At 66.1% G+C, this 14,038-nt stretch carries 15 protein-coding genes; 10 read left to right on the top strand and 5 right to left on the bottom strand.

What is annotated here, in order from left to right:
- Positions 1-242 precede the first annotated feature (242 nt).
- From ASE31_RS17660 to ASE31_RS17650, 3 genes are all read right to left on the bottom strand, one after another.
- Positions 243-707, bottom strand: a complete 465-nt coding sequence (locus ASE31_RS17660; RefSeq protein ID WP_057203123.1) for a hypothetical protein — start codon at positions 705-707, stop codon at positions 243-245.
- 110 nt (positions 708-817) lie between these two features.
- Entirely contained in the window at positions 818-1,510 is a 693-nt protein-coding gene (locus ASE31_RS17655; RefSeq protein ID WP_057203122.1) for a DUF1294 domain-containing protein, read from the bottom strand.
- 14 nt (positions 1,511-1,524) lie between these two features.
- A complete protein-coding gene (locus tag ASE31_RS17650; RefSeq protein ID WP_057203121.1) occupies positions 1,525-2,418 on the bottom strand; it encodes a CoA transferase in 894 nt (297 codons plus the stop codon).
- A gap of 132 nt (positions 2,419-2,550) precedes the next feature.
- Between ASE31_RS17650 and ygiD the strand changes: the two genes are divergently transcribed.
- Positions 2,551-3,453, top strand: a complete 903-nt coding sequence (gene ygiD, locus ASE31_RS17645; protein WP_057203120.1) for a 4,5-DOPA dioxygenase extradiol — start codon at positions 2,551-2,553, stop codon at positions 3,451-3,453.
- Here ygiD and ASE31_RS17640 read toward each other — a convergent pair.
- Both ASE31_RS17640 and ASE31_RS17635 read right to left on the bottom strand, forming a co-directional pair.
- A complete protein-coding gene (locus ASE31_RS17640; protein ID WP_369819468.1) occupies positions 3,422-4,030 on the bottom strand; it encodes a nucleotidyltransferase family protein in 609 nt (202 codons plus the stop codon). The genes ygiD and ASE31_RS17640 overlap by 32 nt on opposite strands.
- A gap of 1 nt (position 4,031) precedes the next feature.
- Positions 4,032-5,228, bottom strand: coding sequence for an amino acid aminotransferase (locus ASE31_RS17635; RefSeq protein WP_057203119.1), 1,197 nt, complete (start codon positions 5,226-5,228; stop codon positions 4,032-4,034).
- A 105-nt stretch (positions 5,229-5,333) separates the two neighbouring features.
- Here ASE31_RS17635 and uvrB point away from each other — a divergent pair, with 105 nt between their 5' ends.
- From uvrB to dnaQ, 9 genes are all read left to right on the top strand, one after another.
- Complete coding sequence (gene uvrB / locus ASE31_RS17630; RefSeq protein WP_057203118.1) at positions 5,334-7,424, top strand: excinuclease ABC subunit UvrB; 2,091 nt, start codon at positions 5,334-5,336, stop codon at positions 7,422-7,424.
- A gap of 288 nt (positions 7,425-7,712) precedes the next feature.
- Entirely contained in the window at positions 7,713-8,249 is a 537-nt protein-coding gene (iscR, locus tag ASE31_RS17625) for a Fe-S cluster assembly transcriptional regulator IscR (RefSeq protein ID WP_057203117.1), read from the top strand.
- A 108-nt stretch (positions 8,250-8,357) separates the two neighbouring features.
- On the top strand, positions 8,358-9,572 hold the full coding sequence (locus ASE31_RS17620) for an IscS subfamily cysteine desulfurase (RefSeq protein ID WP_057203116.1): 1,215 nt from the start codon (positions 8,358-8,360) through the stop codon (positions 9,570-9,572).
- Between the two features lie 36 nt (positions 9,573-9,608).
- Positions 9,609-10,007 (top strand): Fe-S cluster assembly scaffold IscU, encoded by a 399-nt coding sequence (gene iscU / locus ASE31_RS17615; protein WP_057203115.1) that lies wholly within the window; start codon positions 9,609-9,611, stop codon positions 10,005-10,007.
- A gap of 6 nt (positions 10,008-10,013) precedes the next feature.
- Positions 10,014-10,337: an iron-sulfur cluster assembly protein IscA gene (iscA, locus tag ASE31_RS17610; RefSeq protein ID WP_057203114.1), complete on the top strand. Its 324-nt coding sequence runs from the start codon at positions 10,014-10,016 to the stop codon at positions 10,335-10,337.
- Between the two features lie 97 nt (positions 10,338-10,434).
- Entirely contained in the window at positions 10,435-10,953 is a 519-nt protein-coding gene (gene hscB, locus ASE31_RS17605) for a Fe-S protein assembly co-chaperone HscB (RefSeq protein WP_057203113.1), read from the top strand.
- A gap of 83 nt (positions 10,954-11,036) precedes the next feature.
- A complete protein-coding gene (hscA, locus tag ASE31_RS17600; RefSeq protein ID WP_057203112.1) occupies positions 11,037-12,905 on the top strand; it encodes a Fe-S protein assembly chaperone HscA in 1,869 nt (622 codons plus the stop codon).
- Positions 12,906-12,945: 40 nt separating this feature from the next.
- On the top strand, positions 12,946-13,284 hold the full coding sequence (gene fdx / locus ASE31_RS17595) for an ISC system 2Fe-2S type ferredoxin (RefSeq protein ID WP_057203111.1): 339 nt from the start codon (positions 12,946-12,948) through the stop codon (positions 13,282-13,284).
- Between the two features lies 1 nt (position 13,285).
- Positions 13,286-13,999 carry a DNA polymerase III subunit epsilon gene (gene dnaQ / locus ASE31_RS17590; protein WP_057203110.1) on the top strand — a complete coding sequence of 238 codons (714 nt, stop codon included), beginning with the start codon at positions 13,286-13,288 and terminating at the stop codon, positions 13,997-13,999.
- Positions 14,000-14,038 lie beyond the last annotated feature (39 nt).

The raw sequence follows: 14,038 nt of genomic DNA, 5'->3' as shown, positions 1-14,038 counted from the left end.
GCGGGCTTGTGTGGCTGGACAATCCCATACCGGTTCCTCCCATGCGGTGGGCTACATCTGCTCCCCAGGCCACCGAGCCGGTGGGTGAGCGAGCGTGCGAGCCTTGGCCGCGCAAGACCACTATATCGGCAACCGGTCGGCTTGGCACCAAATCCTTGGCTGCAGGCACTGCGGCCGCAGATGTGGAAAAACCCGCGTGCCTTGCGGAGCGCGGGTTCGGGGTGGGGTGGCCGGGGGAGGGATCAGCTCGTCGCTGCGTGCGTCCCTACCACCACAGACTGGGTCTTCTCGTCCGGCACCGGCGGCGTGACCAGGTCTTCGATGATGAAGGTGCGGTAGTAGAAGGCCGTGGCAGCGCCTTCGGGAGCGATGGCCGCGACCACCGTATCGGGTTCGTCCTTGCTGTCCATCTGGATCAGCAGGCCGTGGTGGCCGGTACCTGCCAGGTCGGCAATGCGGCGCACCATGTCGCCTTCGGCGCCTACGGAGGGCAGGGGCGCATCGGCAGTGCCCAGTGTGCGCACGATGTCGGCCATGATGGCCTCGGGGCTGGCATAGGCCAGTTCGCCCTTGTGGCCGGCAGCTTCGAGTGCCGTCGCCGCCTGGCGCACGCAGTCCTCGTCGGGGAACAGGGCGAACACATGCCCTGTGGGATAGAACACGCCGCCCATATTGGTCATGGTGGAGTCAAGAATCATTGGCTTCATGGCCGTCTCCTTTGGAGGGGTGGATACTTCTTCCATTGGAGCCGTTGGCAATGTCGCCGTGTGTAGTCCCAGGGACAATTTACCTGTCATCACACATTGGGGCTGTTCCTTCAGCCGATCCAGCGCATCACCCAGGCCGCAAGGCCTGCGCAGTGCAGCACTACCGTTGCCCAGTAAACGACCCGGAACTCGGCCTTGCTCGACTTGTGTCGCAGTGTCTGCTGCGCCACCCAGGCGCCGGGCCATCCGCCCGCCAGTGCCAGCAGGTGCAGGTTCTTCTCTGGCACGCGCCACTGGCCTCTTTGCGCGGCGCCCTTGTCCATGGCGTAGACGACATAGGTCAGCAGATTGACTGCGGCGGCAGCGCCCAGCAGCCACAGGGGCAGCCGTGCGCTCCAGACGCCCCAAGCCAGCAGGGCGACCCACAGCACCATCAGGAGCAGCGCAGGCCCGGTGGATGCCGCGCTGCCCGCGTGGTTTGTGCGCATACGCTGCGGACGGCGGGGTGCGGGCGCTGGTGCCTTGCTCGGCTGGCGTGCCTGCGGTGCCTTCGGCGCGGTGCCCTTGCCGCGTGCCGTGGTGCCGGCCGCCGCCTGCGTGCCCACGGGCTGCACCGCCATGGCCCGGGGGCCTTTGCCGCCGACGTGGATCTCTTCGTAGACCACGGCCTGGCCTTCGCGCGGTGCGCCGCCGCCGCGGAAGTCGCGCACGTGGAAGAACACATCCGCATCGGTGTCCGGGCTGCGGATGAAGCCAAAGGCGCGCTCGGCGTTCCAGCGCGCCACCGTTCCCTGCTTTTGCATGCCGTGGGCTCCAATCAGGCCAAGGTGTGCAAGGGGATGTCCTGCGCCTGCGCCAGCGCATCAAGCTGCGCACGGGTCTGCGTGCGCAGGAAGCCAGCCACCGCCTCGTGCGTGGCGGGGGCGCGCAGCACCTCTGCATCGCCTGTGGCGGGCAGGCCAGCCGCTGCGCACAGGCTGGCAGCAAAGTGGGGCTCCAGCGCGGCCACGGCCACGCGGCCGTCGGCGCAGGGGTAGATGCGGTAGCCGGCGTGGTTGCCGCCCACGTCGCCGCCGGGCGTGGTCAGGCCCCAGTCGCGCGGCTGGGCCAGCCACGCGGCGGCGTCGGCCAGCGCGACTTCGATGCACACGCCGGCGCCGGTGTGGGCGCGCTCCAGCAGGGCCTGCAGCACGGCCTCGCTGGCCATCAGCGATCCGCCCATGTCGGCGTACAGGGTGGGCGGCATCTCGGTGCCGGTGACCAGGCCGGCATCGGCCAGGTAGGTGAGGTCGTGGCCCGGCTCTTCGGCGCGCTCGGCGGCGGCGCCGACGATGCGCACCAGCGACAGGCGCGGGTATTTGGCCTGCAGGGCCTCCCAGCCGAGGCCCAGCTTGGCCAGGGCCGAGGGGCGAAACGAGGTGATCAGCACGTCGGTGCGCGCCAGTTCCTCGTGCAGCGTGGCCTGGCCCTCGGCCGTCTTGAGGTGCGCGTGCAGCACGCGCACGCCCTGGTGCAGCGTGGCATAGGCCGCCGGGCTGTAGATGCCCATCGGGTCGGCGCTTGGGTAGCCGGCCACCGGTGGCGGTTCGAGCTTGGTGCATTCGGCACCCATGCGTGCGCAGCGCATCAGCGCGGCGGGGCCGGGCAGGTTCAGGGCAAGGCTCAGGACGCGGGTGTTGCGCAGGGGCTGGGGCAGGGTGGTGGTGGTCATGTCTCTTTATGGGAATGGAAGGGCGGCGATGCGCAGGCACCCGATGGCCGGAACTTTGGCCAGGCCGAGCGCTCACTCCCTGCGTTATACAAAATTTGTTACCTTCTCCCATTCATGCACCGCAGAACCTATTTGGCCACCCTCGCAGGGTTGGCTGCTTTTCCGGGAGTTACCGTGACCTCGCTCAGCAGTGCCGCCGCCTTGCCCGCGTTGCAATCCCTCAAGCCGTCGCCGCGCATGCCGGTGCTGTTCGTGGGCCATGGCAGCCCGATGAACGCCATCGAGGACAACGCCTGGCGCCGTGCCTGGGAGGCGCTGGGCACGGAGCTGATGGCGCGCGCGGTGCAACCCCAGCTCATCCTGTGCATCTCCGCCCACTGGCTTACGCAGGGTGGCTGGCAGCTCACGGGCATGGCCAGCCCCAAGACCATCCACGACTTCGGCGGCTTTCCGCAGGCGCTGTTCGACCAGCAGTACCCCGCGCCGGGCGCACCGGCCGTGGCGCGCAGCCTGGCCCGAGAGCTGAAATCACCGGCCACCGGCGCGGCGCTGGGGGTGGACGAGGGCGACTGGGGCCTGGACCATGGCACCTGGTCGGTGCTCAAGCCCATGTTCCCCAAGGCGCAGATCCCCTTGCTGCAGCTGAGCATGGACTACAGCCGTGCCCCGGCCGAACACTATGCGCTCGGCCGGCAGCTGGCGGCGCTGCGCGAGCGCGGCGTGCTCATCGTGGGCAGCGGCAACGTGGTACACAACCTGCGCGTGACGCGCCGGGGCACGGCGGCCAACGAGGCCTACGACTGGGCGCAGGAGTTCGATGTCGTGGTGCAGGACCAGATCAAGAAGGGCCAACTCGGTGCGCTGGCGGACTTTCTGAAGCTGGGCCCCGTGGCGAAGCAGGCGCACCCCACCCACGAGCACTACCTGCCGCTGCTGTATGCAGCCGGAGCGGTGCAATCGACCGAAATGCCGCGTTTCTTCAACACCGGCTTCCAGTCGGCGTCTATATCGATGCGCTCGGTGCTGTGGGGGTGAATTCCCGCACGATCTGCAACCAAGGCCAGCGCTGCTGATAGCTCGCGGCCTTGGCGTCGAACAGTGGCAGGTGCAGGCAGGCAGGGTTGGGCCGCAGGATGCCCGCGTACAGCTCATCGAGTCCGTAAGGCGCATGCAGTACCGGGCCTGAAGGCGTCGGTTGCAATCCCACGCAGGTGCAGGGCACCAGAAAGCGGCCAATGCCCTCGCGCGCCGAGGTGAGGGCGGTGTAGGGGTAGCCGAACCAGCCCTCGTACCACAGGTGCACGCGCGCCTGGTTCTTGGCTTCCACGGTGATGGGCAGGTCGGCGAACAGGGCTGCAGCACGCGCCTGCACGGCCTCTTCGGCGGCGGCCGACAGGTCGCCCGCGTCGAAGTAGAACAGGTCGTAGTCCTTGATGCGCGCCTCGGGCGTGTGGCCAGCGTGCAGGTTCCACACCGTCTGGAACAGGCAGCCCGCGACCAGCCAGGCATCGGGCAGGCCCAGCAGCGGCAAACGCCCCAGAATGGCCGCGTTGTGCGGGTTCTGGAGCGCCTGGCTCACGAAGCGGCGCCGCAGCGCCGCTTCATCATTCAACTCAGACAACCTTTGCGATGGATTGGCAGACGTAGTCGATGTTCTTGCTGTTCAGGGCGGCGACGCACATGCGGCCGGTGTCGGTGCCGTACACGCCGAACTCGGTGCGCAGGCGCACCATCTGGTCCTTGGAGAGGCCGGAGTAGCTGAACATGCCGATCTGGGTGGTGATGAAGGACATGTCCTGCTTCACGCCGGCGGCCTTCAGGCCGTCGACCAGCTTCTGGCGCATGGCCTTGATGCGCACGCGCATTTCGGCCAGTTCCTTCTCCCACAGGGCGCGCAGCTCGGGGTTGCCCAGCACGGCGGCCACCACGGCGCCGCCGTGGATGGGTGGGTTGGAGTAGTTCGTGCGGATCACGATCTTGAGCTGGCTCAGCACGCGGCTGGCTTCTTCCTTGTTGGCGCACAGCACCGACAGGCCGCCCACGCGCTCGCCGTACAGGCTGAAGCTCTTGCTGAACGAGGTGGAGACGAAGAAATTCAGGCCGGCGGCCACGAACTTGCCGATCACGGCGCCGTCTTCGGCGATGCCATGGCCAAAGCCCTGGTAGGCCATGTCCAGGAAGGGGGTGAGGTTCTTCGCCTTGACGGCGGCGATCACCTGGTCCCATTGGTCGGCGGTGATGTCGTAGCCGGTGGGGTTGTGGCAGCAGGCGTGCAGCACGACGATGGTGCCGGCCACGGCCGCGTTCAGGCTGGCCAGGAAGCCTTCGAAGTTCACGCCGCGCTTTTCGGCGTCGTAGTAGGCGTAGCTGTCGACTTCGAAGCCCGCGTTGGTGAACAGCGCGCGGTGGTTTTCCCAGCTCGGGTCGGAGATCAGCACCTTGGCGTTCGGGCTCACCTTCTTGAGGAAGTCAGCGCCGATCTTCAGGCCGCCGGTGCCGCCGATGGCCTGCACGGTGGCCACGCGGCCGGAGGTCACGGGCTCGCTGTCGGCGCCGAAGACCAGGCCCTTGACGGCATTGTCATAGGCCACGATGCCGTCGATGGGCAGGTAGCCGCGGGCCGTGGGGGTCGACATCATGGTCTTTTCAGCGGCCTGCACGCATTGCAGCAGGGGCAGCTTGCCGTTGTCGTCGAAATACACGCCCACACCCAGATTGACCTTGTTGGGGTTGGTGTCGGCAGCAAATTGCTCGTTGAGGCCCAGGATGGGGTCGCGGGGTGCCATTTCGACGGCGGTGAACAGAGACATGAAAATCCTTGAAAGGTTGTCAGTAGCGAAGAATCCGGGCGTGGTGTAACGTGCCAGGTTCCGCCGATTTTAACGGCTAGCCCCCACCAACCGTTGACCTACCCCATGCTGGAAATATCAGAAGTCATACCGGATCAGCAAGACGGCGAGTTCGTGCGCTTCCCCGATTCGCCGTTCGAGCTGTTCCAACCGTACCCTCCTGCGGGCGACCAGCCCGAGGCCATCCAAAAGCTCGTCGAGGGGCTGAACGACGGCGAAGCCTTCCAGACCCTGCTCGGGGTGACCGGCTCGGGCAAGACCTTCACCATGGCCAACGTGATCGCCCGCATGGGTCGTCCGGCCATCGTGTTCGCGCCCAACAAGACCCTGGCGGCGCAGCTGTACAGCGAGTTCCGCGAGTTCTTTCCGAAGAACGCCGTGGAGTACTTCGTGAGCTATTACGACTACTACCAGCCCGAGGCCTATGTGCCCCAGCGCGACCTGTTCATCGAGAAGGACAGCGCGATCAACGAGCACATCGAGCAGATGCGCCTGTCATGCACCAAGAGCCTGATGGAGCGCACCGACGTGGTCATCGTCGCCACCGTGTCGGCCATCTACGGCATTGGCGAGCCCGAGAGCTACCACCGCATGGTGATGACCTTGCGCACCGGCGACAAGCTGGGCCAGCGCGACGTGATCGCCCAACTCATCCGCATGCAGTACCAGCGCAACGAGGCCGATTTCTCGCGCGGCAAGTTCCGCGTGCGCGGCGACACCATCGACGTCTTCCCGGCCGAGCACTCGGAGCTGGCCATCCGTATCGAGCTGTTCGACGACGAGATCGAGAGCCTGCAGCTGTTCGACCCGCTCACCGGCCGCGTCAAGCAGAAGATCCCGCGCTTCACGGTCTACCCCAGCAGCCACTATGTGACGCCGCGCGACAAGGTGCTGGCGGCTGTGGAGACCATCAAGATCGAGCTGGCCGAGCGCCTGAAACAGTTGCTGGACGACGGCAAGCTGGTGGAGGCTCAGCGCCTGGAGCAGCGCACCCGCTTCGATCTGGAGATGCTCAGCGAAGTAGGGCACTGCAAGGGCATCGAGAACTACACGCGCCACCTTTCGGGTGCCGCGCCGGGCGACCCGCCGAGCACGCTGACCGACTACATGCCCAAGAACGCGCTGATGTTCCTGGACGAGAGCCACCAGATGATCGGCCAGCTCAACGCCATGTACAGCGGCGACCGCTCGCGCAAGACCACGCTGGTCGAGTATGGCTTTCGCCTGCCGTCGGCGCTGGACAACCGGCCGCTGAAGTTCGAGGAGTTCGAGCAGCGCATGCGCCAGGTGGTGTTCGTCTCGGCCACGCCGGCCGACTACGAAAAAACCCATGCCGGCCAGGTGGTGGACCAGGTGGTGCGCCCCACGGGCCTGGTGGACCCTATTGTGGAGGTGCGCCCCGCCACCCACCAGGTGGATGATGTGCTGCAGGAGATCCGCATCCGCGCCGAGAAGCGCGAGCGCGTGCTCATCACCACGCTGACCAAGCGCATGGCCGAGCAGCTCACTGACTACCTCACGGACAACGGCGTCAAGGTGCGCTATCTGCACAGCGACGTGGACACGGTGGAGCGCGTGGAGATCATCCGCGACCTGCGCCTGGGCGCCTTCGATGTGCTGGTGGGCATCAACCTGCTGCGCGAAGGGCTCGATATCCCCGAGGTGTCGCTGGTGGCCATTCTGGACGCCGACAAGGAGGGCTTCCTGCGGGCCGAGCGCAGCCTGATCCAGACCATAGGCCGTGCGGCGCGCAACCTGAATGGCCACGCCATCCTGTATGCCGACCGCATCACCGACTCCATGAAAAAAGCCATGGGAGAGACGGAACGCCGGCGCATCAAACAGATCGCACACAACGAGGCCCACGGAATCACGCCGCGCAGCATTGTCAAGAGGGTAAGAGACCTGATTGACGGCGTCTATAGCGAGAAAGCGGGCAAGGATGCCGAGCGCCTGGAGCAGGAAACGCTGCAGCGCGCCAAGGTCGAGGACATGTCCGAGAAGGACGTGGCGCGCGAGATCAAGCGGCTGGAGAAGGCCATGCTCGACCACGCGCGCAACCTCGAGTTCGAGCAGGCGGCCCGCGTGCGGGACCAGCTCACGCGCCTGAAGGACCAGGCCTTCGGTGCGCATGGCAATGATTCCGTGGCCTTGTGAAAGCGAGTTTGCACCCCGACATGAGGACGGGGAAGTGCATTCCTGGCGAATTGGGCGGTCCGTAAAAACGCGTATGGGGAAATAGTGACCCGCTGGTTTCTTATCCCGACTGATTCGATAGGGATTTGTGCTATACTCCTACAAACTACTCAAGAACAAAGCCCAGCGATGAAGGGCTCCGCAGCGGACAACGGTGCGGAGTAAGGGGCGGAGACGGTGTCGTTGCTGGCCAACAGTCAGCAGTCGGCAGTTTCTACAACGAACAAGCCTTAGCACAAGGAGCTTGCGATGCGTCTCACTACCAAAGGCCGTTTTGCGGTCACCGCCATGATTGACCTGGCCCTGCGCCAGAACAACGGACCCGTCACCCTGGCTGCCATCAGCCAGCGCCAGCAGATTTCGCTGTCCTACCTGGAACAGCTGTTCGGCAAGCTGCGCCGCCATGAACTGGTGGAATCCACCCGTGGCCCCGGCGGCGGCTACACCCTGGCCCGCAAGGCGGGCGACATCACGGTGGCCGACATCATCGTATCCGTGGACGAACCCATTGACGCCACCCAGTGCGGCGGCAAGGAAAACTGCCTGGGCGAAGCCGGCCGTTGCATGACGCACGAGCTGTGGGCCTCGCTGAACCAGCGCATGGTCGAGTTCCTCGACTCCGTCACGCTGCAAAAGCTGGTGGAAGAGCAACTGGCCAAGGGTGTGCAGATCGAAGACAAGCCGATCGTGCGCCGCGCCATCTCGACCACCCCTGTGGTCAAGCCGATCCGTGTGAATGCGCCGAATTCGGTGTTCGCACTCGGCAACGTGTTCGCCAAGTCCTGACCTCCAGGTCGACCATGCCGGCCCTGGGGTCGGCACCGCCCTGAACGTTTTTTACTGTACTGCCCCTTGTTGTTTGCAAGCCAGCAACCTTCCTGAGCCAGCCACGCCATGACTCCACACTTTCCCATCTATCTCGACTACGGCGCAACCACGCCGGTGGACCCCCGCGTGGTGGACGCCATGATCCCCTGGTTGCGCGAGCACTTCGGCAACCCGGCATCGCGCAGCCATGCCTGGGGCTGGGAAGCGGAAGAGGCGGTGGAAAAGGCGCGTGTGCAGGTGGCCGAGCTGATCAACGCCGACCCGCGCGAGATCGTCTGGACCAGTGGCGCCACGGAATCGATCAACCTGGCCCTGAAGGGCGCGGCCCAGTTCTACAAGGGCAAGGGCAAGCACCTGATCACGCTCAAGACCGAGCACAAGGCCGTGCTGGACACCGTGCGCGAGCTCGAACGCCAGGGCTTTGAAGCCACCTACCTCGACGTCAAGGAAGACGGCCTGGTGGACCTGGAGGCCCTGAAGGCCGCCATCCGCCCCGACACGGTGCTCGTGAGCATCCTGTTCGTGAACAACGAGATCGGCGTGATCCAGGACATCCCGGCCATCGGCGCACTGTGCCGTGAAAAAGGCGTGCTGCTGCACGTGGATGCAGCGCAGGCCACGGGCCGCGTCGAGATCGACATGAACACCCTGCCCATCGACCTGATGAGCATGACCGCGCACAAGACCTACGGCCCCAAGGGCGTGGGCGCCCTGTACGTGCGCCGCAAGCCCCGCGTGCGCCTGGAAGCCCAGATGCACGGTGGCGGCCATGAGCGCGGCATGCGCTCGGGCACCTTGCCCACGCACCAGATCGTGGGCATGGGCGAGGCCTTCCGCATCGCCAAGGAAGAAATGGCCGAGTCCAACGCCAAGGCGTACGCGCTGCAGCAGCGCCTGCTCAATGGCTTGAAGGACATCGAACAGGTGTTCATCAACGGCAGCATGGAGCGCCGCGTGCCGCAGAACCTGAACATGAGCTTCAACTTCGTCGAAGGCGAATCGCTCATCATGGGCATCAAGGGCCTGGCCGTGTCGTCGGGCTCCGCCTGCACCTCGGCCAGCCTGGAGCCCAGCTACGTGCTGCGTGCCCTGGGCCGCAGCGACGAGCTGGCCCACAGCAGCCTGCGCATGACCATCGGCCGTTTCACGACCGAGGAAGAGATCGACTACGCCATTGGCACCATCCGCGAGAACGTCGCCCGCCTGCGCGAGCTGAGCCCGCTGTGGGAGATGTACCAGGATGGCATCGACATCAGCACCATCCAGTGGGCTGCGCACTGACCGAATTGCATTTGACGAATTGAAGAGGTACACATCATGGCTTATTCAGACAAAGTGGTTGACCATTACGAGAACCCCCGCAACGTGGGTTCCTTCGACAAGGGTGACGATTCGGTGGGCACCGGCATGGTGGGCGCGCCCGCCTGCGGCGACGTGATGAAGCTGCAGATCAAGGTGAACCCCGAAACCGGCGTGATCGAAGACGCACGCTTCAAGACCTATGGCTGCGGCTCGGCCATCGCCTCGTCCTCGCTCGTGACCGAATGGGTCAAGGGCAAGACGCTGGACGAAGCGGCTGCATTGAAGAACAGCGTGATCGCCGAAGAGCTGGCCCTGCCGCCCGTCAAGATCCACTGCTCCATCCTCGCGGAAGACGCCATCAAGGCCGCAGTGCTCGACTACAAGACCAAGCACGCTGCCGCAGTGGCTGCCTGATCGACCATGGCCATCACGCTGACCGAAGCCGCTGCGCGGCACGTGACCCGCTACCTGTCCCGCCGGGGCAAGGGGCTGGGCGTGCGCCTGGGCGTCAAGACCACGGGCTGCTCGGGCCTGGCCTACCAGCTCGAGTACGTGGACGACAGCGCGCCTGAAGACGTGGTGTTCGAGAACCATGGCGTGAAGTTGCTGATCGACCCCAAGAGCCTGGCCTACATCGACGGCACCGAGCTCGACTTCGTGCGCGAGGGCCTGAACGAAGGCTTCAAGTTCAACAACCCCAACGAGCGCGACCGCTGCGGTTGCGGCGAGAGCTTCCGCGTCTAGTCGCTTGCTGTGCCGGCCCTGGTGCCGGCGCCGACTGCCCAGCCAAACCGCCATCGCACCTCTGTGCTGGCGGTTTTTTCTTGACCCTTTCCCCTCCATGAACCTGCAATCCGACGATTTCGAGCTGTTCGGCCTGGCGCAGCGCTTTGCGCAGGAGCGCAGCGCCATCGATGCGCGCTGGAAGGAGCTACAGCGCGAAGCCCATCCCGACAAGTTCGCCGCCCAGGGCGCCGCCGCCCAGCGCGTGGCCATGCAATGGTCGGTGCGCATCAACGAGGCCTACCAGCGCCTGAAGGACCCGCTGCGCCGCGCCGCCTACCTGTGCGAGCTGCGCGCTGCCCCCATCCGCGCCGAGGACAACACGGCCATGCCGGCGGCCTTTCTGATGCAGCAGATGGAATGGCGCGAAGCGCTCGAAGACGCAGAGGGTGAGGCCGCTCTGGAGGCTCTGGACGACGAGGTACAGCAGGCGCGGCGCGCAGCGCTGGCCCGCTGCGGCCAGTTGCTGGACGACGAGGGCGATGCCGCAGGCGCGGCGCGCGAGGTCAGAGCCCTCATGTTCATTGCGCGATTTGCCGACGACATCGAACGCCGCCGGGATCAACTGGGACAATAGAGGGTAGCGGGGCTTGCCCCCTTTCCTGCGGGCCGCGCGGCGGGCTTGCAGACAACGTAGAACACGACGACAAGAATCACTCCATGGCGCTTTTGCAGATCTCCGAACCCGGCCAGTCCCCCGACCCGCACCAGCGGCGCTTTGCCGTGGGCATCGACCTCGGGACCACGCATTCCCTGGTGGCGGCCGTGCGCAACGGCGTGGCCGAATGCCTGCCCGACGACCAGGGCCGGGTGCTGCTGCCCTCGGTGGTGCGCTACCTGGAGGAGGGCGGCCGCCAGATCGGGCACGACGCCGTGGCCGCGCAGGTGGAGGACCCGCGCAACACCATTGCCTCGGTCAAGCGTTTCATGGGCCGGGGCCTGGCCGACGTGGCCGATGCCGGCAAGCTGCCCTACGACTTCGTGCCCCCGGCCGACAGCGCCCTGGGCATGGTGAGTCTGGCCACCGTGGGCGGCGTGAAGTCGCCCGTGGAGGTGAGCGCCGAGATCCTGGCCACGCTGCGCTACCGCGCCGAAGACACCTTCAACGACGACCTGTACGGCGCGGTGATCACCGTGCCCGCGTACTTCGACGACGCCCAGCGCCAGGCCACCAAGGACGCGGCCCAACTGGCCGGCATCCACCTGCTGCGCCTGATCAACGAGCCCACGGCCGCAGCCATCGCCTACGGGCTGGACAATGGCAGCGAGGGCGTCTACGCCGTGTACGACCTGGGTGGCGGCACCTTCGATATCTCCATCCTGCGCCTCACGCAGGGGGTGTTCGAGGTCATCGCCACGGGCGGCGACTCTGCCCTGGGCGGCGACGACTACGATGCCGCCCTGGCCGAGTGGGTGCTGCAGCAACTGGGCCGCACGGTGGAGGCGCCCGGCGACAAGGTCGCGGCCCGCATGGCGGCACGTGCCTGCAAGGAGGCGCTGAGCGCCGCCGACAGCGCCCCCTTCACCGCACAGCTGGCAGGCGAGGGCGTGCAGTACGCCGTTTCGCGCGCGGATTTCGAGGCCGCCACGGCGCCGCTCACGGCGCGCTCCATGGTGGCAGTGCGCCGTGCGCTGCGCGATGCACACCTCACCCGCGAGGAAGTGCAGGGCGTGGTCATGGTCGGTGGCTCCACCCGCATGCCGCAGGTGCAGCAGGCCGTGGCCGACTTCTTCGGCACCACACCGCTGACCAACCTCAACCCCGACGAGGTGGTGGCCCTGGGCGCCTCGATCCAGGCCAACCAGCTGGCCGGCAACAACACGGCGGGCGACCTGCTGCTGCTCGACGTGATCCCGCTGTCGCTGGGCATCGAGACCATGGGTGGCCTGGTGGAGCGCATCGTGGCGCGCAACGAGACCATTCCCACCGCCAAGGCGCAGGACTTCACCACCTACAAGGACGGCCAGACCGCCCTGGCCATCCACGTGCTGCAAGGCGAGCGTGACCTGGTGCAGGACTGCCGGAGCCTCGCGCGCTTCGAGTTGCGCGGCATTCCGGCCATGGCGGCCGGCGCGGCGCGCATCCGCGTGACCTTCACCGTCGATGCCGACGGCCTTTTGAGCGTGAGCGCCAAGGAGCAGGGCAGCGGGGTGGAAGCACGCATCGACGTGAAGCCCTCCTACGGCCTGTCGGACGACGAGATCGCCCGCATGCTGCAGGACGGCTTTGCCACCGCAGCGCAGGACATGCGCGCCCGCGCCGTGGTCGAGGCCCGCGTGGACGCCGACCGCATGCTGCTGGCCACCCAGAGTGCGCTCGACGCCGATGGCGACGTGCTGTCGGCCGCAGAGCGCACCGAGATCGACGCCCTGATGCAGGCCCTGCGCCAGCAGCGCGAATCGGACGATGCCGCCGTGATCGAGGCCGCCACCGAAGCCCTGGCCAAGGGCACGGAAGCCTTTGCCGCGCAGCGCATGAACCGCGGCATCCAGCAGGCGCTGGCCGGCCGCAACGTGCAGTCCTTCTGACCGCCCCTTTTTCATCCCTTACAAGAACAAGACGCCCGCCATGCCCGTCATCCGAATCCTGCCCCACCCGGAATACTGTCCTGCCGGCGCCGAAATCACGGCGCCTGCCGGCACCTCGATCTGCGAGGCCATGCTGGACAACCACATCGACATCGAGCACGCCTGCGACATGAGCTGCGCCTGCACCACCTGCCACGTCATCGTGCGCCAGGGCCTGTCCTCGCTCAACGATGCCGAAGAAGAAGAGGAAGACCTGCTGGACCGCGCCTGGGGCCTGGAACCCCAATCGCGCCTGTCCTGCCAGGCCATCCTGGCGCAAACCGATGTGACCGTGGAAATCCCCAAGTACACGATCAACCACGCGAAAGAGAATCACTGACATGACACGGCAGATCGTTCTCGATACCGAAACCACCGGCCTCTCGGCCGAAGGTGGCGACCGCATCATCGAACTCGGTTGCGTGGAGCTGTTCAACCGCAAGCTCACCGGCAACAACCTGCATTTCTACTTCAACCCGGGGCGCGATAGCCACGAGGACGCGCTCAAGGTGCACGGCATCAGCAACGAGTTCCTGCGCGACAAGCCCAAGTTCGCCGAGCTGGCGCCCGACATCCTTGAGTACCTGAAGGACGCCGAGGTCATCATCCACAACGCGGCCTTCGACGTGGGCTTTTTGAACAAGGAGCTCGAACTCACGGGCCGCCCGCCGCTCAAGACCTACGTGGGCAGCGTGACCGACACCCTGGCCATGGCCAAGGAGATGTTCCCCGGCAAGCGCAACTCGCTGGACGCGCTGTGCGACCGCCTGGAGGTGGACAACTCGGGCCGCACGCTGCACGGCGCCTTGCTCGATGCCGAGCTGCTGGCCGACGTCTACATCAACATGACGCGCGGGCAGGATGCGCTGCTGGTGATCGACGACACGGACGACAGCGCCGGCGGCATCAGCGTGGCTGCCATCGACCTGAGCGCCCTGGTGCTGCCCGTGCTGCCTGCCAGCGAACAGGAAGTGGCGTCGCACGCCGATGTGCTCACGCAGATCGACAAGGCCAGCAACGGCAAGACAATCTGGCGAAAATTCCAGACGGCCTGAAAAGTTGGGCTATAATCGAAGGCTTGTCGCAGCGACAAA

It is taken from the genome of Acidovorax sp. Root217 (genome assembly GCF_001428645.1).
In the GTDB taxonomy this organism is placed as follows: Bacteria; Pseudomonadota; Gammaproteobacteria; order Burkholderiales; family Burkholderiaceae_C; genus Acidovorax.
The sequence above is the reverse complement of the archived record's forward strand: the minus strand, read 5'-3'. Positions and strand labels throughout refer to the sequence as shown.